This is a genomic window from Stenotrophomonas sp. 10N36 (assembly GCF_056395005.1).
The window spans coordinates 105,181-127,724 of the sequence record NZ_JBFTIS010000005.1 but is presented as its reverse complement, the minus strand read 5'-3'; the positions used below and the strand labels follow the sequence as shown (position 1 = coordinate 127,724).

Here is a 22,544-nt window from a genome sequence, read left to right as displayed (position 1 = left end):
TTTGAATACGACGGTACGTAAGGCCCGATGCGGTCAGGCTGGCCGAGGCCGATGGACGCTTCCCGACGTCCACGGCGGTACTGCAGGTGTGCAATCTAGCATCACCCCGGCCGGCCAGGGGCCGGACGGCGAGGGCAGGCCGGCATCGTGACCGATGCCGGCGCTGCCCGGCAAGTGTCAGTGCGCCGACGCCTTGCTGGGCGTGCCGCTCATCAGCTTGTCGGTGTAGGCGATACCGATGGCCGACAGGATGAAGGCGCAATGGATGATGGTCTGCCACATCACGCCGGTGGAGGTCATGGTGGTGCACTTGAACGCGGCTTCGGCGCTCGGGCCAATCGTCTTGATCGCGGTCTGCACGGCCAGGATGTAATCAGGACTGCTGCACAACGGCAGACCGTCCAGGTTGCCGGAGGCGATGAAGGTCTTGAGCAGGTGGATCGAGGAGATGCCGATGATCGACAGCGCCAGTTTCACCTTGAGCACGCTGGCATTGACGTGGCTGAGCCACTCCGGCTGGTCGGGGTGGTTCTCCAGGCGCAGGCGCGAGACGAAGGTTTCGTAGCCGCCCACGATCACCATCACCAGCAGGTTGGAGATCATCACCACGTCGATCAGGCCCAGCACCAGCAGCATGATTTCCTGTTCGCCCATGGCGTTGGCCTGGTGCAGCAGGTGCCACAGCTCCTTGCCGAACAGGAACACGTAGACGCATTGGGCCAGTATCAGGCCCAGGTACAGCGGCAGCTGCAGCCAGCGCGAGGCGAAGATCAGGGAGGACAGGGGGCTGATGGGCCGGGGAGTGGGGCTCATGCTGGAATGCTGCGTTGCGGGAGACGCGGCAGGGTAACGGGTCCGCCGTGACCCTGCCACCCAACTGACGCACTAGACTCGGGGTTCCTCATCCGCGAGTGCTGTCGCCATGATCGATCTGTATTACTGGCCCACCCCCAACGGCCACAAAGTCACGCTGCTGCTGGAAGAGCTGGGCCTGCCGTACCAGATCAAGCCGGTCAACATCGGCGCTGGCGACCAGTTCAAGCCGGAATTCCTGGCCATCTCGCCCAACAACAAGATGCCCGCGCTGGTCGACCACCAGCCTGCCGATGGCGGCGCGCCGCAGAGCGTGTTCGAATCCGGTGAGATCCTGCTGTACCTGGCCGAGAAGACCGGTCGCTTCCTGCCGGCCGACAGCCGTGGCCGCGTGGCGGTGCTGGAGTGGCTGTTCTGGCAGATGGCCGGGCTGGGGCCGATGAGCGGGCAGATGGGCCACTTCAACGTGTACGCGCCCGAGCAGATTCCCTACGCCATCGAGCGCTACAACAACGAAGTGCGCCGCCTGCACGGGGTGATGGACAAGCGCCTGGCCGACAGTGCCTACCTGGGCGGCGCGGAGTACAGCATCGCCGACATGGCCAGCTACCCGTGGATTGGCGCGTATGACAAGCTGCCCGTGGACTTTGCCGCCTTCCCGCACCTCAAGCGCTGGCATGAGGCGATCGCCGCACGCCCGGCCACCCAGCGCGCCTATGCGCTGCGCCAGCAGGTGAACCCTGATGCCGGCAAGCCGCTCAGCGACGCAGAGCGCAAGCACCTGTTCGGCCAGCGCTGACAAACCCGGTAGCGTCGGGCTCTGCCCGGCTGCGCCTTGCCGYCGGAGCCAAAGGCAGCGGGGCAGAGCCCCGCTCTACGTGCGGGCGCGTTCCCATCCGTAGCGCCGGGCTCTGCCCGGCTGCGCCCGGCCGCCGGAGCCTGGGCAGCCGAGCAACGGCCGCGCCCGGGTAGAAGGTCATGCTGCCTTCCCGCACTGCCTTGGTTAGGATGGGGGCTGACCGCCCCCTGCCTTCCTTGGCAACGGGGCGGACCTGTCGCTTGCCGGAACCCTTCATGCGCCACCTGTTTGCCTCGCTCGCCCTCATGCTCGCTTCGACCACCATGGCCCACGCTGAAAAACTCACCCTGGAGGCCATCACCGGTCCGTTGCCGTTGTCCGGTCCGACCCTGATGAAACCCAAGGTGGCCCCGGATGGCTCGCAGGTGAGTTTCCTGCGCGGCAAGCAGGAAGACCGCAACCAGCTGGACCTGTGGAGCTTCGATATCGCCAGCGGCCAGACCCGGCTGCTGGTGGACTCCAAGGTGGTGCTGCCCGGCACCGAAACACTCAGCGATGAAGAGAAGGCCCGCCGCGAGCGCCAGCGCATCGCCGCGATGACCGGCATTGTCGATTACCAATGGTCGCCCGACGCCCACACCCTGCTGTTCCCGCTGGGCGGCGAGTTGTACCTGTATGACCTGGCCAAGCAAGGCACGGCCGCGGTGCGCCAGCTCACCCACGGGGAGGGCTTTGCCACCGACGCCAAGCTGTCGCCGAAGGGCGGCTTTGTCAGCTTCGTGCGCGCGCGCAACCTGTGGGTCATCGACCTGGCCAGCGGCCGCCAGATCCAGCTGACCCGCGATGGCAGCGACACCATCGGCAACGGCGTGGCCGAGTTCGTCGCCGACGAAGAGATGGACCGCCACACCGGTTACTGGTGGGCCCCGGACGACTCGGCCATCGCGTTTGCGCGTATCGACGAACGCCCGGTGCCGGTGCAGAAGCGCTACGAAATGTACGCCGACCGTACCGAAATGATCGAACAGCGCTACCCCGCGGCCGGCGACCACAACGTGACCGTGACGCTGGCGGTGATTGCCCCCAAGGCCGATGCCGCACCGCGCTGGGTCGACCTGGGGGCCAACCCGGACATCTATCTGGCGCGCGTGGACTGGCGCGATCCGCAACGGCTGACCTTCCAGCGCCAGTCGCGCGATCAGAAGCACCTGGCGCTGGTCCAGGTCGACCTGGCCAGCGGCAAGCAACACACGCTGGTCACCGAAACCTCCACGACCTGGGTGCCGCTGCACAACAGCCTGCGTTTCCTCACCCAGGGCGGCTTTGTGTGGTCGTCCGAGCGCAGCGGTTTCGAGCATCTCTACCGCATCTCCGATGACGGCAAGACCGTTACCGCGCTGACCGCCGGCAACTGGCCGGTGGACGAACTGCTGGCGGTGGACGAAGCGGCCGGCAAGGCCTACTTCCGGGCCGGGGTCGAGTCGCCGCGCGAGAGCCAGATCTATGCGGTGTCGCTGCAGGGTGGCACGCCGCAACGCCTGTCCCAGGCACCGGGCATGCACAGCGCAAGTTTCGCGCGCAATGCCAGCGTGTACGTGGACAGCTGGTCCAACACCACCACCCCGCCGCAGATTTCGCTGCACCGTGCCGATGGCACGAAGATCGCCACGCTGGTGGAGAACAACCTGGCCGATCCGCAGCACCCGTATGCGCGTTACCTGGAGGCCCAGCGCCCGGTCGAGTTCGGCACCCTGAAGGCCGCCGACAACCGCACCGAACTGCACTACAGCCTGATCAAGCCGGCCGGTTTCGACCCGGCCAAGCGCTATCCGGTGGCGGTGTACGTGTACGGCGGGCCCGCCAGCCAGACCGTCACCAACAGCTGGCCCGGCCGCGGCGACCACCTGTTCAACCAGTACCTGGCCCAGCAGGGCTACGTGGTGTTCTCGCTGGACAACCGCGGCACCCCGCGCCGCGGTCGCGACTTCGGCGGCGCGCTGTACGGCGTGCAGGGCACGGTGGAAGTGGCCGACCAGCTGCGCGGCGTGGCCTGGCTGAAGCAGCAGCCGTGGGTGGACCCGGCGCGCATCGGCGTGCAGGGCTGGTCCAACGGCGGCTACATGACCCTGATGCTGCTGGCCAAGGCGTCAGACACCTACGCCTGCGGTGTGGCCGGCGCGCCGGTCACCGATTGGGGCCTGTACGACAGCCACTACACCGAGCGCTACATGAACCTGCCGGGCAACAACCCGAAGGGCTATGAAGAGGCCCGCGTGCTGACCCATATCGACGGCCTGCGCTCGCGCCTGCTGCTGATCCACGGCATGGCCGACGACAACGTGCTGTTCACCAACTCCACCGCGCTGATGAGTGCGTTGCAGAAGCGTGGGCAGCCGTTCGAACTGATGACCTACCCGGGCGCCAAGCACGGTCTGTCGGGCAGCAACGCGCTGCACCGCTACCGCCTGGCCGAGGATTTCCTGGGGCGCTGCCTGGCACCGTAAGCACGGACGCTGTAGCGCTCGAACGGCACGACAAGGAGGACGCCGATGAACCTGCCACCCCCGCTTCCCACCCACCCCCGAGGTTGGTGGGCACGCCACTGGCGCTGGGCGCTGCCGCTGGCCCTGCTGCTGACGATCACCGCACTTGCCGGCGTGGCCTGGTGGATGCTGGTGCAGTGGTCGCACTGGAGCCGCGGCAGCGAGCCTTATCAAGAAGCCATGCGGCGCGCACGCTGCAGCGTGGACCTGGTGGCGCACCTGGGCGAGCCGATCCAGGATGGCTTCCTGCCGATGGGCGAACTGGAAACCAGCAGCACCGGGGTCGGCTCCAGCCAGTTCGTGGTCCACCTCAGCGGCCCGCGCGGCAAAGGCCGGCTGTTCCTGCAGGCCGAGCGCGAGCAGGGCCGGTGGGACTATCCCATGCTCTACGTGCTGGTCAAGGACGCCGAACCGATCGACCTGACCGCGCTGGATGATGTCGAGGCGGCCACCGAATGCGCGCTGGAGGCCTGCCGTGCAGAGGGCGAATGCCCGGCGCTGGCGCCGCCACTGAAGGTTTGAGGCGGGCGCATGACCTCCGACCGATTGCCGCCCGTGCGCCGAGTGCGTAGGGTCACGGGCATCCGTCATCGGGAGTCCTGCATGAAGCCGCTTGTCCTTGCCGTCGCGTTGGCCCTTTCCGTTCCCGCCGCGCTGAGCGCACCCCCGGCCCTGGCCGCCAAGGCAGCCGCCGCCAAGGCGCCGTCCAGCCCGGCCTGGGTCACCCGCAGCAACCAGCTGGCGCAGATCCTGCTGGATGCGCAGGGCCCGTTCCAGCCGGAGGAAACCGGCTTCTTCGGCGTGCCCGGCTACGACGACAAGGTCGCCGATTTCGGCCCGGACAACGGCGCGCGCTACCGTGCGGCCATGGCCAAGGCACGCAGCGAGCTGCAGGCCAAGCTGGCCACCGAGCGTGACCCGAACGTGCGCCAGGACCTGGCGATCATGGTCGCCGCCGCCAGCCAGAACATCGAAGGCAGCGAGCTCAACGAGAAGTACCTGCTGCCGTGGAGCGACACCCCGCAGACGGTCTTCAGTGGCCTCAACCTGCTGCTGTCCGACCAGGTGCCGGCCGAGCGCCGCGCCAAGGCGCTGGATCGCCTGAAGGCCTATGCCGGCCTCGCCCCGGGCAGCCAGCCGGTCACCACGCTGTCGCGCCAGCGTTACGAAGAACGCCTGGGCGACACGAGCCTGCTGCAGCCCACGAAGATCGAGGTCGAGCAGTCGCTGGCCAACGTGGACACCTACATCACCGGCATCGAACAGCTGTTCGGCAAGTACAAGGTGGCCGGCGCCGACGAGGCGCTCAAAACCATTGCCACCCAGCTGCGCGAATACCGCGAGTGGACCCGCAAGGACGTGCTGCCCAAGGCCCGTACCGACGCGCGCCTGCCCGAGCCGCTGTACGCCTACCAGCTCAAGCGCGTGGGCATCGACATCGCCCCGGCGGTGCTGATGCAGCGTGCGCAGCTGGAATTCATGGAAACCCGCTCGGCGATGCGCCAGCTGTCGCCGCTGGTGGTGCAGGCCAAGGGCCTGAAGGTGACCGACCCCACCGATCCGGTGGCGGTGGTGCGCGCGCTGAAGGGCGACAAGATCGCCGACGACCAGCTGGAGCACCACTACCGCGGCGTGATCGATGCGATCGACCCGATCATCCGCCGCGAAAAAATCGTCGACGTGCCGCAGCGCCCGATGCAGATGCGCCTGGGCTCGGCCGCCGAAAGCGCCGCCTCGCCGGCCCCGCACTTCCTGCCGGCGCCGCTGGTGGGCAACACCGGCCAGCAGGGCACCTTCGTGCTGCCGCTGGGCAACCCGGCCGCCGGCGACAAGGCCGCGCAGTACGACGACTTCAACTTCGGTTCGGCGGCCTGGACGCTGAGCGCGCATGAAGGCCGCCCGGGCCACGAGCTGCAGTTCACCGCGATGGTTGAACGCGGCATCTCGCTGGCGCGCACCATGTTCGCCTTCAACTCGGTCAACGTCGAAGGCTGGGCGCTGTATGCCGAAGCGGAGATGGTGCCGTACGAACCGCTGGATGGGCAGCTGATCGCGCTGCAGTTCCGCCTGCTGCGCGCCGCGCGCGCCATGCTCGACCCGATGCTCAACCTGGGCCTGATCGACCGTGCCAACGCCGAGCGCGTGCTGATCGACGAGGTCGGCCTGTCCAAGGCGATGGCCACCCAGGAACTGGACCGCTACATGGTGCGCATGCCCGGCCAGGCCGGCAGCTACTTCTACGGCTACACGCGGATCCTGGAACTGCGCATGCAGACCGAACTGGCGTTGGGCAAGCGTTTCGACCGTCTGGCCTTCAACAACTTCCTGCTCGACCAGGGGCTGCTGCCGCCGGACCAGCTGGCGCAGGCGGTCAACGAGGTGTTCGTGCCGAAGTACAAGGCACCTGCAAAACGCTGATCTGGCCAACACCGACCGACGGTCGGTGTTCCAACCACCCCGGTGGGCACCGACCGTTGGTCGGTGCGCCGTTGCGGGGCCGCCACGACCAACGGTCGTGGCCTACCGGTTACCGGGTCGGCGTGATCGTCTGCGTCGGCAGGCGCGCCGGAGCCGTGGGTGCGGCCGGGTTGGGTACCCAGATCGCCACGCCGGCCGCGCGCTTCTGCGTGGTCGGAATGCCGATGCCGACACCGCCGCCCACATGCGAGCCGTAGCTGCCACCGCCCACCGACATGCCCACCGGCGAGCCGCTGGAGCCCACGCCCATCAGGATCACGCCGTTGGCGCCCAGGGCGGCCGCTTCACGCTTGAGCCGCATCACCGCTGCATCGGTCTGGCCCTGGGTGCCGAAACCGACCGCGCTGGACGATTCCAGCTGGGCGATTTCCACCGAGCCTGCCGGCGGGGTCGAGTAGATCTGCACGCTGGCCGGGTCCACCGGCGCACGCGCCTGGCCCAGCATCACCTTGGAGGTACTGGCGCAGCCGGCTACAGCCAGCAGCACGCCGAGTACGGCAATCGTTCGAATGTTCATGCATCACCCCTGTTCGGTAGGGACCGGTGGCCCGTGGCGCGATCATCGGCGCTGGCAACTGAATCGGTGCCAACGTTCTGAGTACCACGCTAGCACCCTGCGGGTGATCGTCACGACACTGCTGCGATGGCCGGCACGGATGGGCCGATGAACGCGTCAGGTTCGGCGCCGACGGCCCGGATCTGGGCTATGGTGGCGCCACCGTCATTCAAGGAGCCTGGCATGGGATTGATCAGTCTGTTGTGGGGCATCTTGGCCCTGCTGTGGATGGTGCTGGCCCTGATCCCGCTGCTGGGCTGGGGCAACTGGTTCCTGATCCCGTTCGCGGCGGTCGGTGCGGTCATCGCCGCGCTGGGCATCCTGTTCACCCACCCCAGCAAGCGCGGCCGGGCCTGGGCCGGGCTGGTGCTGAACGGCATCGTGGTGGTGGTGGGCATCGTCCGGCTGGGCCTGGGCGGCGGCATCATCTGAGCCGACCCGACGGCTGCGACCCGGGCTGCGACCATCGGTCGCAGCGGGCAGGCGGCCGCGTGCAGGGGCGTACAATCAGCCGCTGCCGGGGCGGTTGCGCCACTGGCCCACGCCTTTCCAGGCGCCATGTCCGCTTTCGATGATCATTCGTCCCCGCCCCCACGGCTGGCAATTGCTGTACATCCTGCGCGGCTCCATCGTTCCGGCGGTGGCGCCCAAGGTGCTGGCGATCCTGGTGCTGGCCATTGCCGTGGCCGCCTTCGCCGAGGTCTGGCACCCGCCGGGCATCGAACGCGTCTCGGTGGCGCCGTTCACCCTGCTCGGCCTGGTCCTGTCGATCTTCCTGAGCTTCCGCAACAACGCCTGCTTCGAGCGCTGGTGGGAAGGCCGCAAGCTGTGGGGCCAGCTGGTCTACGAATCGCGCAGCCTGGCCCGGCTGTGCAGCGCTTTGCTGGCCGACGACGCGCCGCGTCGCGATCGCATCTGCCGGCTCGGGATYGGGTTTGCGCATGCGCTGGCGGCCAAGCTGCGCGGCGGTGACGCCGCGTTGGCCGCGCTGCCCTGGGTGGCCGAGGACGACCACGTCCGCTTCGGCGCGCGCCTCAACGCACCCGACCAGCTGCTGGCGATGATCGCCGCCGACCTGGCCGAACCGCTGCGTGCCGGCCGCCTCGACCCGATCCTGTACGCCCAGTTCGAAACGCGCCTGCACGCGATGTCCAGCATCCAGGCCGGCTGCGAGCGGATCCTGTCCACCCCGCTGCCGTTCGCCTACACCCTGCTGCTGCACCGCTGCGCGTGGATGTTCTGCGTGCTGCTGCCGTTCGGCCTGGCCAGTTCGCTGGGCTGGGCCACCCCGGTGGTGTCGGCGGTGCTGGCCTACGCCTTCTTCGGGCTGGACCAGCTGGGCGAAGAGATGGAAGAGCCGTTCGGGCTGGAGCCCAACGACCTGCCGCTGGACGCGCTGGTGCGCACCATCGAAATCGACCTGCTCGACAGCCTCGGCGTGGACCCGCTGCCCGCGCCGCTGCAACCGCATCGTTACCTGCTGCAGTAATCCTGCCGCGCCCCCCGCATACCGTTACGGAGCATCCCCATGGCCCACCCCGACTATCGCCCCCGCCGCATGCGTCACGACGAGTTCTCGCGCCGCCTGATGCGCGAGAACACGCTCACCACCGACGACCTGATCTACCCGGTGTTCGTGCATGAGCGGGAAGGCCGCGCGCCGGTGGCATCGATGCCGGGCGTGGAGCGCCTGTCCATCGACGAGCTGCTCAAGGTGGCCGAAGAGGCGCTGGAGCTGGGCATTCCGGTGATCGACCTGTTCCCGGTGATCGACCCGGCCGGCAAGTCGCTGGACGCGGCCGCCGCGTGGGACGAAAACGGCCTGGCACAGCGCGCCATCCGCGCGCTGAAGTCGCGCTTCCCCGAGCTGGGGGTGATGACCGACGTGGCCCTGGACCCGTACACCACGCATGGCCAGGACGGCATCATCGATGACAAGGGCTACGTGCTCAACGACATCACCGTGGCCGCGCTGGTGAAGCAGTCGCTGTCGCACGCCGCCGCCGGCGTGGACATCATTTCGCCGTCGGACATGATGGACGGCCGCATCGGCGCCATCCGCCGCGCGCTGGATGCCGATGACCACGTCAACGTGCGCATCATGGCCTACTCGGCCAAGTACGCCTCGGCCTTCTACGGCCCGTTCCGCGACGCGGTGGGCAGCTCGGCCAGCCTGGGCAAGGCCGACAAGAAGACCTACCAGATGGACCCGGCCAACGGCGACGAGGCCATGCGCGAAATCGCACTGGACCTGGAAGAGGGCGCGGACATGGTGATGGTCAAGCCGGGCATGCCGTACCTGGACCTGGTGCGCCGGGTGAAGCAGCAGTTCGGCGTGCCGACCTTCGCCTACCAGGTCAGTGGCGAGTACGCGATGATGAAGGCCGCCTTCGCCAACGGCTGGCTCGACGAGCGCGCCTGTGTGCTGGAGTCGCTGATCGGGTTCAAGCGCGCCGGTGCCGATGGCGTGCTGACCTATTTCGCCCCGCAGGTGGCGCGTTGGCTGCGCGAACGCTGACAATACGCGCCACTACGCCGACAGGACGATGACGATGCAGACGATGGGATGGGTCCAATGGGTGACCTGGGGCACTGGAGTGGTGGTGTTCGCGGCGGTGATCGGGCTGGTCATCCGCGGCGTGCTGCGCGCGGCCAAGCGCCCGCCGGAACAGCCGTCCGCCGCCGCCCGGGTGGCGCGTGAGGCGCAGCTGTCGCCCGAACTGCAGGCGCAGCTGGCCGCGTTGAACCAGCGCAAGGACCACGGCGACATCAGCGAAGCGGAGTACGAACGGCAGCGCGCCGCGTTGCTGGCGCCGCGCTGACCGCATCGATTCTCCTCAGCGGCACGCACCGCCCGGTGCGGTCGGTGCCTTCATCCGGTACAGGTCCAGCCCGCCGGCACGCGGTGCGCGGGCCATGCCGGCCAGCACCAGCTCGGTCGGCTTGGCGGCATCCACCACCGGTGCGCCGGTCTGGCCATCGGCCGTGTTGAACGACAGCACCAGCGGCGTGGCCGGTTGGCGGTAATCGCAGCCCACCACCCACACCTGCGCGTGCCCGCCGGTCACCCGGGTGAGGGCCAATGCGCCATCGTTGCCCAGCCACGCGCCCCCCAGTTCGTCGGCGGCGCTGTTGAGCGGGGCCGGCAGCGCGGCCACCGCCCCGAAGCCCTTGTCCTGCACGGTGGCCCGATACAGGTCGAAGCCGCCGTGGGTGCCGGTGCCATTGCGCGCGAACAGCAGCGCCTGGCCATCCGGGCGCAGGGCCGGGCGGCGCTCGTCGGCGGCGGTGTTGATCGTCATCGGCAGCGCCATCACCGGCCCGAAGCTGCCGTCGCCACGCACCGCCACGCTGTACAGGTCGAACCCGCCGCGCCCGCCACTGCGGTTGGAGGCGAAGTACAGCCAGCGCCCGTCGTGGCTGAAGTAGGGGTCGGTGTCATCGCTGCCGGTGTTGAAGGCCAGTGGCGTCGGGTCCTGCCAGCGTCCGTCGCGCAGCACCGCCTGCCACAGGTCCCAGCCGCCGGCACCGCCGGCGCGGTCGGAGGCCCACACGATGCGCTGGCCGTCCGGGGCTATCGTGGCCTGGGCCTCGTTGGCCTTGGTCGACACCACGCCCATGCCCTCGATGCCGAATTCGGAAAGCGCCATCGCCTGCGGCGTGGAGAGTAAACTGGCGCACAGCGCGAGCAGTGACAATGGAGTGCGCATAGCCGCTTCCGTTGGGGGTTTGCGTTCCATTCTAGGCCCGGAGCAGACACACCCATGACCGCCGATCGTTACGCCGTATTTGGCCAGCCCATCGCCCACTCGCAGTCGCCGCGCATCCACGCCGCGTTCGGCCGCCAGGAAGGCATCGCGCTGGACTACCGCGCCATCGAGGCCAGCCCGGACGCGTTCGCCGCCGCACTGGAGGCCTTCGCGGCCGAAGGCGGCGTGGGCGCCAACATCACCGCCCCGCACAAGGAAGCAGCGTTCGCGCTGTGCACCACGCTGACCTCGCGCGCGCGCCGCGCCGGCGCGGTCAACACGCTGCTGCGCAAGGGCGACCGCTGGCACGGCGACACCACCGATGGCATCGGCCTGGTGCGCGACCTCACCGACCGCCACGGCCTGGACCTGCGCGGCCGCCGCACCCTGCTGATCGGCGCGGGCGGATCGGCGCGCAGCGTCGCCCCGGCGCTGCTGGATGCCGGCATCCTGGAACTGGTGGTGGTCAACCGCACCCCCGAGCGCGCCGACGCGCTGATCGACGCCATGGGTGAACCCGGCCGCGCCATCACCCGCTACTGGGAAGACATCCGCGAGCTGGGCGACTTCGAACTGATCATCAACGCCACCTCGGCCGGGCGCGACCGCGCCAATGAATTCACCCTGCCGCTGGGGCTGGTCAACAGCATGACCACCGCGGTGGACCTCAACTACGGCGAGGCCGCCATCGGCTTCACCGCGTGGGCGCGGTCGGCCGGCTGCCGCAACGTGGTCGACGGGCTGGGCATGCTGGTCGAGCAGGCCGCCGAGAGCTTCCTGCAGTGGCATGCGGTGCGCCCGCAGACCGACCCGGTGTACACCGAGCTGCGCGCCGAGCACGCGTTGGCCGGCGAGGACTGAGCCGATGAACATGGAACTGCTGATTTCCGTGCTGGGCATGACCGCCACGCGCCTGCCGATCCTGATTGCCCTGGCCGTCTCGGTGGTCTGGGTCATCGACACCCCGCGCACCGCCGTGCGTGACGTGGCGTTGTGGTCGCTGATCCTGCTGGCCGTGGCGACCGTGGCCGGGCTGGTGTTGAACCTGGTGCCGATGTGGATGGTGCAGCAGGGCAACTACGAGTCGATCCGCAGCCTGTCGATGTGGCTGGGCGTGGGTCACTTCGTGCTGGGCCTGCTCAATGCGGTCGGGGTGGTGCTGCTGGTGTGGGCCCTGACCCGCACGCTGCGCAGCCGCCACGCGACGGCGGCTGCTGGCTGAGGATCGGGCCGGCGTTCCGGCCCGACGTGCTGCGGGGTTGGCAGCAAAGGAATTCACACACAAGGAGGTGGACCGATGACGCTGTCTGATATGGGTGTGCTGTGGGGGCTGGTACTGCAGGGCGTGCTGTGGCTGGCCAGGCCGGGGGTGCTGATGCCGGTGCTGGGTCTGGTGGCGCTGGTGCTGCTGTTGCGGCGGCCCGCGCAGCCGGGGCGACGCCTTGGCCTATGGGCGGCGGGCGCGCTGCTGCTGGCTCCCGCCGTGGGGGTGCTGTGGGATGCTTCGCTGTTCATGCTGATGTCCTTCATCAGCAGTGAGGTGTCGCTGGGTCTGTTGCTGGGCGCCTTCGGCTGGGCCCGGACGCTGTTGCTTGCCGCTGCCGTGGTGGTGCTTGGCAGGGCACTGCGGCAGGCGCTGGCAGGCTCTGCAGGAGAAGGCGCATGAGTCCGCCGCTGTCGCTGTCCGGTCTGATGATGGTGGGCCCCATGCACGTAACGCAGCTGCTGCAGCACGTCACTGTGCTGGGGGTGGCGGTGCTGCTGCTGGTGACGTTGCGGCCGTTCGTGCGGCGCCGCGGCGGGCGCATCGGTCTGGTCGGTGCCGCGTTGCTGTTGGGCGGCACGGCGCTGGACATCGTGCGGATCCTGCTGGCCCTGCTTTCCGGCAGTTCGGACGCCGTGGAGTCGCTGTACCTGGCACAGAGCGGCGGGCTGATCGTGCTGGTCTGGGCCCTGCTGGCCGCGCTGCGTCGGCGCTGAGGCCCCGGCCATGCGTGTCCCCGGTTGCTCCGGCACCGGACCTGCATCCCGGATCTGAACCGGCGCGGAAATCCGCGCCGGTTCAGACGCTCCGCTCGTGAGAAAATACCCGCCGTGATCCAGGCAGGTAGCTCTTGGCGTGACCGAAAAAGTTGAAGCCCCGCGTGCGCTGAACGACGAGATGAAGGCCGCCATCCGCGATGCCTACGCCAAGCTGCAGGCCAATACCCCCGGCTTCAGCACCCGGCGGTCGCAGAGCCAGATGATCGGCGTGGTCTCGCGTGCGCTGTCGCACAGCGGCGGCGTCGGCGTGGTCGAAGCCCCCACCGGCGTGGGCAAGTCGCTGGGCTACCTCACCGCCGGGGTGCCGATCGCGCTGGCCACCAAAAAGAAGCTGGTGATCAGCACCGGCACGGTGGCCCTGCAGTCGCAGCTGTTCGAGCGCGACATCCCCAACTTCCTCAAGGCCACCGGCATCGAGGCCACGGTGGCCCTGGCCAAGGGCCGCACGCGCTACCTGTGCACGCGCAATGCCGCCGAAGCACATGGCGATGGCGCGCAGGAGGGCATGTTCGAGGACGAGCAACCGCTGTTCGACCGGCCGTTGGCACCGATTGAAATGGACTTGGCGCAGAAGCTGAGCAAGGACTTCCTGGAAGGGCGCTGGAATGGCGACCTCGACAACGCCCCGGAGACCATCAGCAACACGCTGCGCTCGCGCATCACCACCCCGGCGTCCGGCTGTGCCGGGCGCAAGTGCGCCTATTCGGCGCAGTGCGCGGTGCTGCGCTCACGCAACACCGTGCGCGAGGCGCAGATCGTGGTCACCAACCACGCGCTGTTGTTGTCGGCGCTGTCCATCGGTGAGAGCGACAACGGCCAGCCGCTGATCGCCCCGCCCTCGGACATGCTGCTGGTGCTCGACGAAGGCCACCATATCGGCAGCGTGGCCATCGACCAGGGCGCGGCCAGCCTGGCCCTGGACGAGATGGCCAAGCGCACCGGCCGCCTGCAGGTGCTGATCGCCGCCTCCTACCGCGCGGTGGACAAGGACAAGCTGGGCAACCTGCTGCCCAACGAAGCCATCGAAGCCGCGGCCAAGGTCAGCAAGCAGCTCAAGGCGTTCCGCGACGTCATCGACCGCAGCTGGCGCCCGGACCCGGCCGCCCAGGAACCGATGTGGCGCGCCCCGAACGGGCGCTTGCCGGAGATCTGGATGGCCGACATCGAGGCCATCGCCGACGACACCCGCAGCCTGTTCAACTGGGCCCATGCCGCGCTGGCTCAAGTAGCCAAGGGCAAGCCCGAGGACGCCGCGCGCGAACGCCTGCAGCGCAACCTGGGCATGGCGCTGGAGATGATCGAGCAGCAGCACAACCTGTGGACGGCCTGGCGCCGCGAAGACAAGGAAGGCCAACCGCCGATGGCGCGCTGGATCACCCTGTCGCGCGACGGCGACCTGATCCTGCACGGGTCGCCGGTGTCGGCCGCGCACGTGCTGCGCAAGCTGCTGTGGGACGAAGTGGACTCTGTGGTGATGACCTCGGCCACGCTTACCGGCGGCGGCGATTTCCAGTCGCTGGCGATCGACAACGGCATTCCGGCCGAAGCCGAGATGGTGTCGCTGGCGTCGCCGTTCGACCTGCCCAACCAGGCCCAGCTGATCGTGCCCGCGTTCCCGGTCACCCCGGACGACCGCGAGCGCCATCCCAAGGAAGTGGCCAAGTACCTGGTCAAGGAACTGGACTGGGGCAAGGGCAGCATCGTGCTGTTCACCTCGCGCTGGAAGATGGAAAAGGTGGCCGAGCTGATGCCCGCCGCGCAGCGCAAGCTGATGCTGGTGCAGGGTGAGGGCGCCAAGCAGAAGATGATCGACGAACACCTGCGGCGCACCGCTGCCGGCGAAGGCTCGGTGCTGTTCGGGCTGAACTCGTTTGGCGAGGGCCTGGATCTGCCCGGCGAGGCGTGCACCACGGTGGTGATCACCCAGGTACCGTTCGCGGTGCCCACCGACCCGCAGACCTCCACGTTGAGCGAGTGGTTCGAAAGCCGTGGCCTGAACGCCTTCAACCTGATCGCGATCCCGCACGCGCTGCGCACGCTGACCCAGTTCTCCGGCCGCCTGATCCGCACGTCCACTGACACCGGCCGCGTGATCATCCTCGACTCGCGCCTGCTGACCCGCCGCTACGGCAAGCGCATCATCGACGCGTTGCCGCCGTTCAAGCGGGTGATCGGGTAGGAAACCGGTAGAGCCACGCCATGCGTGGCTGCACGGCATCACGCAGGTTCACACACCCCGGCGTTACCCGCCCGGGGTGCGGCAGGCCATCCCGTAGGCATCGCGGTAGGGCTTGTCGAAGCAGCGGACAAAGGCATCCACCACGTCGAGGTTGGGCGGCCAGGCCACCTTCATCGTTTCGCCGCTGGGCAGGGTGAATGAAAAGAACCCGTCCTTGACGTTCGCCTCCGGGGGTGCTGGCACGGCTGCCAGCGCCGCGCGGGCCGAAACCAGCGCAGGCTTGTTCTTCTCGATCAGCGCGATGCTGGCATCCACGTAGGGATTCCAGCCCCCGGCATCGGGGGCGGGCTTGTAGGTCTGGCGCATCAGCGCCACGGCCTGCGCATCCTGCCCGGCCTCCGCGCGCACCTGCGCTTCGTGCCAGATCAACGTGGTGTTGCCCGCAGCCTTGGGCTGCGCACGGTAGGCGGCAATCAGGTCCGCAACGGGCAGCTGGCATCCCGGCCTCTCCGCCATCGGTCGCCAGCCGCCGGTCAGATCCTGGTCGAACGCATCCGGCGACAACGCCAGCAGCGCGGCCCGATCGACCACGCAGTCGTCGGCAAGAGCGGGAAGTGCAACGGCCGAAACGGCCAGTGCAAGCAGACAGCGAACAGCACGCATCGTCACCTCCTTGTGCAGAACCATCACCGAAGTGTTTGCCAGCAGCGCGCATCGGGTCAAGCCGTTGCTCACTCCGACGCGGCCGGACACGCCTCATAGGCCAACGCATACGGCTGGTACATGCAGCGCACCAACGCATCCACCACCGGCAAGCGCGGCGGCCAGGGCACCTGCTCGGCCTCCACCTGCACCATCCCATTGCGGACCATGCGGCCCGGTGGCGGCGGCAGCGCGGCCAACCGCGCCCGCGCCTGCTTCAACGCGGGCAGGTCGTCGTCCAGGAAGGCGATGGTGGCGTCCACATACGCATTCCAGCCGCCTACATCGGCGTGCGCCGGTTTGTAGGTGGTGCGCATCAGCGCACTGGCCGGGTCGCGTTGCCCGCCCAGTGCGCGCAGCTGCGCTTCGCGCCAGATCAACGGTCGGTCGCCGGCTGCCTTGGGCTGCTGGCGACGGTAGTCGGCGATGAGGTCGGCGGTCTCCAGCGAACAGCCCGGCCGGTCGGCCAGCGGCCGCCAGCCGGCATCTGGATCACCGTCGAACACCTGCAGGGGCAGGGCAAGCACCGCGTCGCGGTTGGCCACGCTGCATTCGGCCGCCAGCAGCGGAGCGGAAGCGCCAGACAGCGCAAGAAACATCAGGCATCGAGTCAGCCGCATCGTCACGTCCATGTGTGAAGGACGCCAAGTATGAAGGCTGCGTGCGGTTCCCGCATGGGCAACGGTCACCGTTGGCCATGCCAACGCGGATCGGTAGTGCCGGCCGCTGGCCGGCTCCCCAGCCAGGCAAACGCTGCCGGGCAGAGCCCGGTACTACGGGTGTGCGGCTGCCGGCCAGCGGCCGGCACTACCGGGGTGTGCGATAGATGCCGGTTACAGCTTCGACAAATCGCGCACCGCGCCCTTGTCGGCACTGGTGGCCAGCAGCGCGTAGGCCTTCAGCGCGCCGGTGACCTTGCGCGGGCGTGCGTCGCGCGGCGCCCAGCCCAGCGCGTCCTGCGCGGTGCGGCGTGCGGCCAGCGTGGCGTCATCGACCAGCAGGTCGATGCGGCGTGCGGGGATGTCGATGCGGATGCGGTCGCCTTCCTGCACCAGCCCGATCACGCCGCCGGCCGCGGCCTCGGGCGAGGCGTGGCCGATCGACAGCCCGGAGGTGCCGCCGGAAAAGCGCCCGTCGGTGAGCAGCGCGCACTGCTTGCCCAGGCCCTTGGATTTCAGGTAGCTGGTCGGGTACAGCATTTCCTGCATGCCCGGCCCCCCCTTCGGGCCTTCATAGCGGATCACCACCACGTCGCCGGCCACCACCTGATCGGCGAGGATGCCGGCCACCGCCGCGTCCTGGCTTTCGAACACGCGTGCGCGCCCTTCAAAAACGTGGATGGACTCATCCACGCCGGCGGTCTTGACGACGCACCCGTCCACGGCCAGGTTGCCGCGCAGCACGGCCAGCCCGCCTTCGGCCGAGTAGGCATGGGCGACGCTGCGGATGCAGCCGTCGGCGCGGTCCACGTCCAGCGTGGGCCAGCGCGTGGCCTGGCTGAAGGCCACCTGGGTGGGAATGCCTGCCGGACCGGCACGGAAGAAGTCGTGCACCTTGTCATCGTCGCTCACGGCCACATCCCAACGCGCGATCGCGTCGGCCAGGCTGCGGCTGTGCACGGTGGGCACGTCGGTATGCAGCAGCCCACCGCGCGCCAGTTCGCCCAGGATGCCGTACACGCCGCCGGCGCGGTGCACGTCTTCCATGTGGTACTTCGGCGTGTTCGGGGCCACCTTGCACAGCTGTGGCACGCGCCGCGACAGCGCGTCGATGGCATGCAGGTCGAAGTCGACCTCCGCTTCCTGCGCGGCCGCCAGCAGGTGCAGGATGGTGTTGGTGGAACCGCCCATGGCGATGTCCAGGGTCATCGCGTTTTCGAACGCAGCCACGCTGGCGATGGTGCGCGGCAGCGCGTTGGCATCCTCGCCGCCGTACCAGCGATGGCACAGCTCCACGATCAGGCGCCCGGCACGACGGAACAGCTGCTCGCGGTCGGCGTGGGTGGCCAGCGTGGAGCCGTTGCCCGGCAGCGACAGCCCCAGTGCTTCGGTCAGGCAGTTCATCGAGTTGGCGGTGAACATGCCCGAACACGACCCGCAGGTGGGGCAGGCGCTGCGCTCGTACTCGGCGACCTTCTCGTCGCTGGCGCTTTCGTCGGCGGCAATCACCATCGCGTCCACCAGGTCCAGCTTGTGCTCGGACAAGCGCGTCTTGCCGGCTTCCATCGGGCCGCCGGACACGAACACCACCGGGATGTTCAGGCGCAACGCGGCCATCAGCATGCCGGGGGTGATCTTGTCGCAGTTGGAAATGCACACCAGCGCATCGGCGCAGTGCGCGTTGACCATGTACTCCACCGAGTCGGCGATGATCTCGCGGCTCGGCAGCGAATACAGCATGCCGTCGTGGCCCATGGCGATGCCGTCATCCACCGCGATGGTGTTGAACTCCTTGGCAACGCCGCCCACCTGCTCGATCTCGCGCGCCACCAGCTGCCCCAGGTCCTTGAGGTGCACGTGGCCGGGCACGAACTGGGTGAAGGAGTTGGCGATGGCGATGATCGGCTTGTGGAAGTCGCCATCGGTCATGCCGGTGGCGCGCCACAGGGCGCGGGCGCCGGCCATGTTGCGGCCGGCGGTGGAGGTGCGGGAGCGGTATTCAGGCATGGTGGCTGGCAGGATCTGGCGGGCCGTGGGGGCGCGTTTCACCTCGATTCTGCCGAAAAATTCCGGTTGCGTTTGCAACCAAGCGCGTGCCGCCCGTGCGCAGGGCGGGCCACCTCCCGCAACGGATTTCTGAAATGCCATTCATCTTCCCGGCTTTGCCGGTTTTGGTTGTTCGGCCCGATGAGGCATGATTGAACCGATAACCGCACTAGGGGGCATGACGCCATGAAACGTTCCAGGACCACCGCGCTGCTGTTGATGAGCGCCGCACCGCTGCTGTTCACCGCCTGCCAGAAGGACGCCGGCGTCCAGACGCAGGAAGGGCTGTACACCTCGGTGGAGGCCTGTACCGAAGCCACCGGTGACCCGTCCAGCTGCCGCACCGCCTTTGCCGAGGCGAAGAAGCAGTCGGCCGATGCGGCGCCCAAGTACGCCTCGCGTGCCGAATGCGAAGCCGAGTACAACGCCGAGCAGTGCGTGGAACAGAAGACCTCCACCGGCCACTCGTTCATCGGCCCGATGATGATGGGCTTCTTCATGTCGCAGATGCTCGGCAACCGCGGCGCCGGCCTGGCCCAGGCCCCGGCGGCCAGCCCGGCCTACCAGGACAAGGCCAAGGGCTGGGCACGCCCGGCACCGGGTGGCAGCGGCGGCTTGAACACCGCCAGCGGCATCGGCGCCGGCAAGGCCGGCCTGGCCCCGGTAAACGCCACCCCCAACCGCGCCGTGACCGCCAGCCGTGGTGGCTTCGGCAGCACCAGCAGCGGCCGCAGCAGCGTCGGCGGCTGATCGATGCAGCGTGTCCGTATTGCCGAGCGCAGCCAATGGCGCGCCCGGGCCGAGGAATCCGGCTTCCGCTTCCACACCATCGACGGCCTGCCGTATTGGGATGAAACCGCGTATTACGCCTTCACCCTGCGCCAGATCGAGCAGGACATCGAAGACCCCAGCGCCGAGCTGCACGCCATGGCAATGGGGTTGGTGGACGAGGTGGTGGGCAGCGAACAGCTGATGGACCAGCTGGCCATCCCGCCGGCGTTCCGCGACTGGATCGCCGACAGCTGGCGCCGTGGTGAGCCGCACCTGTATGGGCGCCTGGACTTTGCCTACGACGGCACGGGCCCGGCCAAGCTCTACGAGCTCAATTACGACACGCCCACGTCGCTGTTCGAGGCCTCGTTCTTCCAGTGGCAGTGGCTGGAAGACCAGCGCAACCAGAACCGCCTGCCGCCGCACGCCGACCAGTTCAACGCGATCCACGAGGCGTTGGTGGACCGCTTTGCACAGCTGTCCGCGCAGTTGCCGCCGCCGCTGTACTTCAGCGCGGTGGGCAGCTCGGAGGAAGACCAGGGCACGGTGGCCTACCTGCGCGATTGCGCGGCCCAGGCCGGCCTGCGCGGCGAGGCGATCGCGATCGAGGACATCGGGTTGTCCGAAGACGGCCGCTTCACCGCGATGGATGACACCGTCATTGGCAGCCTGTTCAAGCTGTACCCGCTGGAAGACCTGATGACCGAGTCGTTCGGCCAGGCCTTGCCCGGGTCGGGCGTGCAGTTGCTGGAACCGGCGTGGAAAGCGATCCTGAGCAACAAGGGCGTGCTGCCGTTGTTGTGGCAGCGCCACCGCGGCCACCCCAACCTGCTGCCGGCCGAGTTCGACGATGGCAGTGAACTGCCGCGTGGCTGGGTGCGCAAGCCGTTGTTCTCGCGCGAAGGCGCCAACGTGGCCATGCACCTGGCCGATGGCAGCTGGCAGGAGAGCGAAGGCCCGTACACCGGCCCGGCGATCCGCCAGGCCGCGCACCCGCTCACCGCGTTCGACGGCGGTTACCCGCTGGTGGGTAGCTGGGTGGTGGGCGACCAGGCCTGCGGCCTGGGCATCCGCGAAGACAACAGCCGCATCACCCGCGACAGCGCGCGCTTCGTGCCGCACGCGATCATCGACGAAGCGCCGACGCGTATCTACCTCTGATGGCCATGATTTACCGTCGCGATCTGCGCGGCCGCCCGTTGGCCGGCCGGCATCTGGATGATGGGCATGGTCTATGGCGGTACGCGGATCGGGTGGCGGTACGCTGCCACCGCTGCCAATCGCCTGGATGGGTGATCAGACAGGAGAAAGCCGCCAGCTTTCGGTGCCTGAACTGCAGCGTTGCGCTGGACGGTGGCTGCGGTTGCAGCCGCTGCGGGCCTGGCGACTGGGTGGGGCCGGTGCGTTACAGCGGCCGGCGTCCCTGTGGCTACTGTGGCCATCAGTGGGTGAGTGCCGCAGCGACACGCAAGGTGGCCTCGCCGCCAATGAAATCCCTTGCGGCGAACTGCGCCCAATGTGGACGCAGCAGCGATGTCACCGTCAGCGTAGTGCAGGTCCGCGGCAGCGAAGCGGTCGACCCGCATTTCGGCATGTCGCTGCTATTGGTTGAGAAGACGGCCGCCGGCTTGCTGTGGGCATACAACGCGGCTCACCTACAGGCACTGCACGACTACGCTACTGCGTCGCTGCGCGAGAGCACCGGTATCGCCAATGGGTCAATGTTCTCGCGCCTGCCGCAGTGGATGAAACTGGCGCGCAACCGCGTGCTGCTGCAGAAGGCCACCGCCCGTCTGATCGCCAAGGCCAACGCGATCCGGTAGGTACCGACCGTTGGTCGGTACATGCATGCGCGCCGATGTACCGTCCGCCACGACCAACGGTCGTGGCCTACAACAACCCGTCGCGCTTGACCGCCAGATACCGCTCCACCAGCGCGCCGGGCAATGCATCGGCGGTGACGTCCAACACCATCACCCGATGGCTGCGCAGGGCCTCGTGGGCGTCGCTGCGCTGCTGCAGGTAACGCGCAATGGCGCCGGCCTGGGTGGCGTCCTGCAGGGTGTCCACCGGCTGGTCCAGCGCGTCGTCCAGCTCGCGTTCGCGCAGGCTGGCCACGCATACCAAATGCTGGCGTTGCAGCAGCCGCACCGCGGCCAGCAGGTCTTCGATGTCTTCGTCGCGGACGTTGGTGACCAGCATCACCAGTGAACGCCGCCGTTGGCGCAGGGTGAGTTCGGTGGCGGCGGCCAGGTAATCGGTGGCGACCGGTCGCGCCTGCAGGTCGTAGCTGGCGCGCAGCAGTGCATCGATGGCGCCCATGCCGCGCTGCGGTGCCACCCAGCGGCTGTCGCCGCCGCTGGCAAACAGGCCCACGCCGTCGCCCTGGCGCAGCGCCAGGTAGGACACCACCAGCGAGGCGTTGAGCACGTGGTCGAAATGCGACAACCCACCTTCGCTGGCCATCATGCGCCGGCCGGTGTCGATCATCAGCATCAGCTGCTGGTTCTTCTCGTCCTGGTACTCGCGCGAAATCAGCTTGCGCGCGCGCGAGGTCGCCTTCCAGTCGATCTGGCGCAGGCTGTCACCGATGCGGTACTCGCGCATCTGATGGAAATCGGTGCCTTCGCCACGGCGACGCTTCAGGTGTGCGCCGACCAGCCGCGAGGCCTGTTCGGCACTGAACAGCGCAAAGCGGGTCAGCGGGGCGAAGTTGGGGTACACCCGCACGCTCAGCGCGGGCGGCAACGTACGCCGCTGCCACCACAACCGCCACGGCGCATGCACGCGCAGGTGCACACCGTCCAGCTCGAAACGGCCGCGCGCGGTGGGGGTCACGGTGTACTGGAAACTGCTGGCCACCATCGGCTTGAGCGTGAGCCGGCGCGGCAGACCCTGCAGCGTCCATTGGCCCGGTGCCAGGTCGAACACCTCCACGCGCTGGCGCAGGCTCGATTCCAGCCGCAGCGTGACCGGCCGTGCCACGTTCAAGGCCAACGCCTCGGGCATGTCGCGCTGGATGCTGGGCGAGGGCTGCCGCCACAGCCGCAACAGATCCACCAGCGCCAGCACCGCGATTGCAGCGCCGGCGGCGGCCCAGCTCCAGCGCGGCCACAGCCCGAACGCCACCGGCAGCCCGAGCAGGCTCCAGGCCAGCAGCAACACCAGCAGCAACGGCGCTGGCCTCATCGGCGCAGCCCCCAGGC

23 protein-coding genes are annotated in these 22,544 nt (G+C 68.5%); 16 read left to right on the top strand and 7 right to left on the bottom strand.

What is annotated here, in order from left to right:
• Window positions 1–177: 177 nt before the first annotated feature.
• On the bottom strand, window positions 178–813 hold the full coding sequence (locus tag AC1DCJ_RS07635; protein WP_038685622.1) for a TIGR00645 family protein: 636 nt from the start codon (window positions 811–813) through the stop codon (window positions 178–180).
• Between the two features lie 109 nt (window positions 814–922).
• Between AC1DCJ_RS07635 and AC1DCJ_RS07630 the strand changes: the two genes are divergently transcribed.
• The 4 genes from AC1DCJ_RS07630 to AC1DCJ_RS07615 all read left to right on the top strand — a co-directional run bounded on the left by AC1DCJ_RS07630 (window position 923) and on the right by AC1DCJ_RS07615 (window position 6,573).
• Window positions 923–1,612 carry a glutathione S-transferase N-terminal domain-containing protein gene (locus tag AC1DCJ_RS07630; RefSeq protein WP_137190734.1) on the top strand — a complete coding sequence of 230 codons (690 nt, stop codon included), beginning with the start codon at window positions 923–925 and terminating at the stop codon, window positions 1,610–1,612.
• A 275-nt stretch (window positions 1,613–1,887) separates the two neighbouring features.
• The gene (locus AC1DCJ_RS07625) at window positions 1,888–4,116 is read left to right on the top strand and encodes a S9 family peptidase (RefSeq protein WP_478070583.1); all 2,229 of its coding nucleotides are present in this window, start codon (window positions 1,888–1,890) and stop codon (window positions 4,114–4,116) included.
• A 45-nt stretch (window positions 4,117–4,161) separates the two neighbouring features.
• Window positions 4,162–4,677, top strand: coding sequence for a cytochrome c oxidase assembly factor Coa1 family protein (locus tag AC1DCJ_RS07620; protein ID WP_428711815.1), 516 nt, complete (start codon window positions 4,162–4,164; stop codon window positions 4,675–4,677).
• A gap of 81 nt (window positions 4,678–4,758) precedes the next feature.
• On the top strand, window positions 4,759–6,573 hold the full coding sequence (locus AC1DCJ_RS07615) for a DUF885 domain-containing protein (protein ID WP_478070582.1): 1,815 nt from the start codon (window positions 4,759–4,761) through the stop codon (window positions 6,571–6,573).
• 109 nt (window positions 6,574–6,682) lie between these two features.
• Here the strand turns inward: AC1DCJ_RS07615 and AC1DCJ_RS07610 are convergent, their stop codons facing one another.
• Window positions 6,683–7,150, bottom strand: coding sequence for a hypothetical protein (locus AC1DCJ_RS07610; protein ID WP_137190730.1), 468 nt, complete (start codon window positions 7,148–7,150; stop codon window positions 6,683–6,685).
• 222 nt (window positions 7,151–7,372) lie between these two features.
• On the opposite strand from AC1DCJ_RS07610, the gene AC1DCJ_RS07605 reads away from it, so the two are divergent.
• The 4 genes from AC1DCJ_RS07605 (at window position 7,373) to AC1DCJ_RS07590 (ending at window position 10,011) form a co-directional block, all read left to right on the top strand.
• Window positions 7,373–7,621: a hypothetical protein gene (locus AC1DCJ_RS07605; RefSeq protein WP_038685632.1), complete on the top strand. Its 249-nt coding sequence runs from the start codon at window positions 7,373–7,375 to the stop codon at window positions 7,619–7,621.
• 139 nt (window positions 7,622–7,760) lie between these two features.
• Window positions 7,761–8,678: a bestrophin family protein gene (locus tag AC1DCJ_RS07600; protein WP_478070581.1), complete on the top strand. Its 918-nt coding sequence runs from the start codon at window positions 7,761–7,763 to the stop codon at window positions 8,676–8,678.
• Between the two features lie 39 nt (window positions 8,679–8,717).
• The gene (gene hemB / locus AC1DCJ_RS07595) at window positions 8,718–9,707 is read left to right on the top strand and encodes a porphobilinogen synthase (protein WP_038685636.1); all 990 of its coding nucleotides are present in this window, start codon (window positions 8,718–8,720) and stop codon (window positions 9,705–9,707) included.
• Between the two features lie 34 nt (window positions 9,708–9,741).
• Entirely contained in the window at window positions 9,742–10,011 is a 270-nt protein-coding gene (locus AC1DCJ_RS07590; protein WP_313425003.1) for an SHOCT domain-containing protein, read from the top strand.
• A 15-nt stretch (window positions 10,012–10,026) separates the two neighbouring features.
• Here the strand turns inward: AC1DCJ_RS07590 and AC1DCJ_RS07585 are convergent, their stop codons facing one another.
• On the bottom strand, window positions 10,027–10,899 hold the full coding sequence (locus AC1DCJ_RS07585; RefSeq protein ID WP_478070580.1) for a TolB family protein: 873 nt from the start codon (window positions 10,897–10,899) through the stop codon (window positions 10,027–10,029).
• A 54-nt stretch (window positions 10,900–10,953) separates the two neighbouring features.
• Here AC1DCJ_RS07585 and aroE point away from each other — a divergent pair, with 54 nt between their 5' ends.
• From aroE to dinG, 5 genes are all read left to right on the top strand, one after another.
• Complete coding sequence (gene aroE, locus AC1DCJ_RS07580) at window positions 10,954–11,799, top strand: shikimate dehydrogenase (protein ID WP_038685641.1); 846 nt, start codon at window positions 10,954–10,956, stop codon at window positions 11,797–11,799.
• Between the two features lie 4 nt (window positions 11,800–11,803).
• The gene (locus tag AC1DCJ_RS07575; protein WP_241658992.1) at window positions 11,804–12,160 is read left to right on the top strand and encodes a hypothetical protein; all 357 of its coding nucleotides are present in this window, start codon (window positions 11,804–11,806) and stop codon (window positions 12,158–12,160) included.
• A 75-nt stretch (window positions 12,161–12,235) separates the two neighbouring features.
• Window positions 12,236–12,604, top strand: coding sequence for a hypothetical protein (locus tag AC1DCJ_RS07570; RefSeq protein WP_478070579.1), 369 nt, complete (start codon window positions 12,236–12,238; stop codon window positions 12,602–12,604).
• On the top strand, window positions 12,601–12,918 hold the full coding sequence (locus AC1DCJ_RS07565) for a hypothetical protein (RefSeq protein ID WP_313245093.1): 318 nt from the start codon (window positions 12,601–12,603) through the stop codon (window positions 12,916–12,918). Before AC1DCJ_RS07570 ends, AC1DCJ_RS07565 begins: the two co-directional genes overlap by 4 nt.
• 181 nt (window positions 12,919–13,099) lie before the next feature.
• Window positions 13,100–15,160 carry an ATP-dependent DNA helicase DinG gene (gene dinG / locus AC1DCJ_RS07560; RefSeq protein WP_128098228.1) on the top strand — a complete coding sequence of 687 codons (2,061 nt, stop codon included), beginning with the start codon at window positions 13,100–13,102 and terminating at the stop codon, window positions 15,158–15,160.
• Window positions 15,161–15,223: 63 nt separating this feature from the next.
• Here dinG and AC1DCJ_RS07555 read toward each other — a convergent pair whose 3' ends face one another.
• From AC1DCJ_RS07555 to ilvD, 3 genes are all read right to left on the bottom strand, one after another.
• Window positions 15,224–15,823, bottom strand: coding sequence for a hypothetical protein (locus AC1DCJ_RS07555; protein ID WP_478070622.1), 600 nt, complete (start codon window positions 15,821–15,823; stop codon window positions 15,224–15,226).
• 68 nt (window positions 15,824–15,891) lie between these two features.
• Window positions 15,892–16,482, bottom strand: coding sequence for a hypothetical protein (locus tag AC1DCJ_RS07550; RefSeq protein WP_478070578.1), 591 nt, complete (start codon window positions 16,480–16,482; stop codon window positions 15,892–15,894).
• A 213-nt stretch (window positions 16,483–16,695) separates the two neighbouring features.
• Window positions 16,696–18,528: a dihydroxy-acid dehydratase gene (ilvD, locus tag AC1DCJ_RS07545; RefSeq protein ID WP_137190888.1), complete on the bottom strand. Its 1,833-nt coding sequence runs from the start codon at window positions 18,526–18,528 to the stop codon at window positions 16,696–16,698.
• A 225-nt stretch (window positions 18,529–18,753) separates the two neighbouring features.
• Here ilvD and AC1DCJ_RS07540 point away from each other — a divergent pair, with 225 nt between their 5' ends.
• The 3 genes from AC1DCJ_RS07540 (at window position 18,754) to AC1DCJ_RS07530 (ending at window position 21,161) form a co-directional block, all read left to right on the top strand.
• Window positions 18,754–19,317, top strand: a complete 564-nt coding sequence (locus tag AC1DCJ_RS07540) for a DUF1190 domain-containing protein (RefSeq protein WP_038685652.1) — start codon at window positions 18,754–18,756, stop codon at window positions 19,315–19,317.
• Between the two features lie 3 nt (window positions 19,318–19,320).
• On the top strand, window positions 19,321–20,499 hold the full coding sequence (locus tag AC1DCJ_RS07535; RefSeq protein WP_478070577.1) for a glutathionylspermidine synthase family protein: 1,179 nt from the start codon (window positions 19,321–19,323) through the stop codon (window positions 20,497–20,499).
• A gap of 326 nt (window positions 20,500–20,825) precedes the next feature.
• A complete protein-coding gene (locus AC1DCJ_RS07530) occupies window positions 20,826–21,161 on the top strand; it encodes a hypothetical protein (RefSeq protein ID WP_478070576.1) in 336 nt (111 codons plus the stop codon).
• 67 nt (window positions 21,162–21,228) lie between these two features.
• Here AC1DCJ_RS07530 and AC1DCJ_RS07525 read toward each other — a convergent pair whose 3' ends face one another.
• Window positions 21,229–22,527: a DUF58 domain-containing protein gene (locus tag AC1DCJ_RS07525; protein ID WP_313424988.1), complete on the bottom strand. Its 1,299-nt coding sequence runs from the start codon at window positions 22,525–22,527 to the stop codon at window positions 21,229–21,231.
• Window positions 22,528–22,544 lie beyond the last annotated feature (17 nt).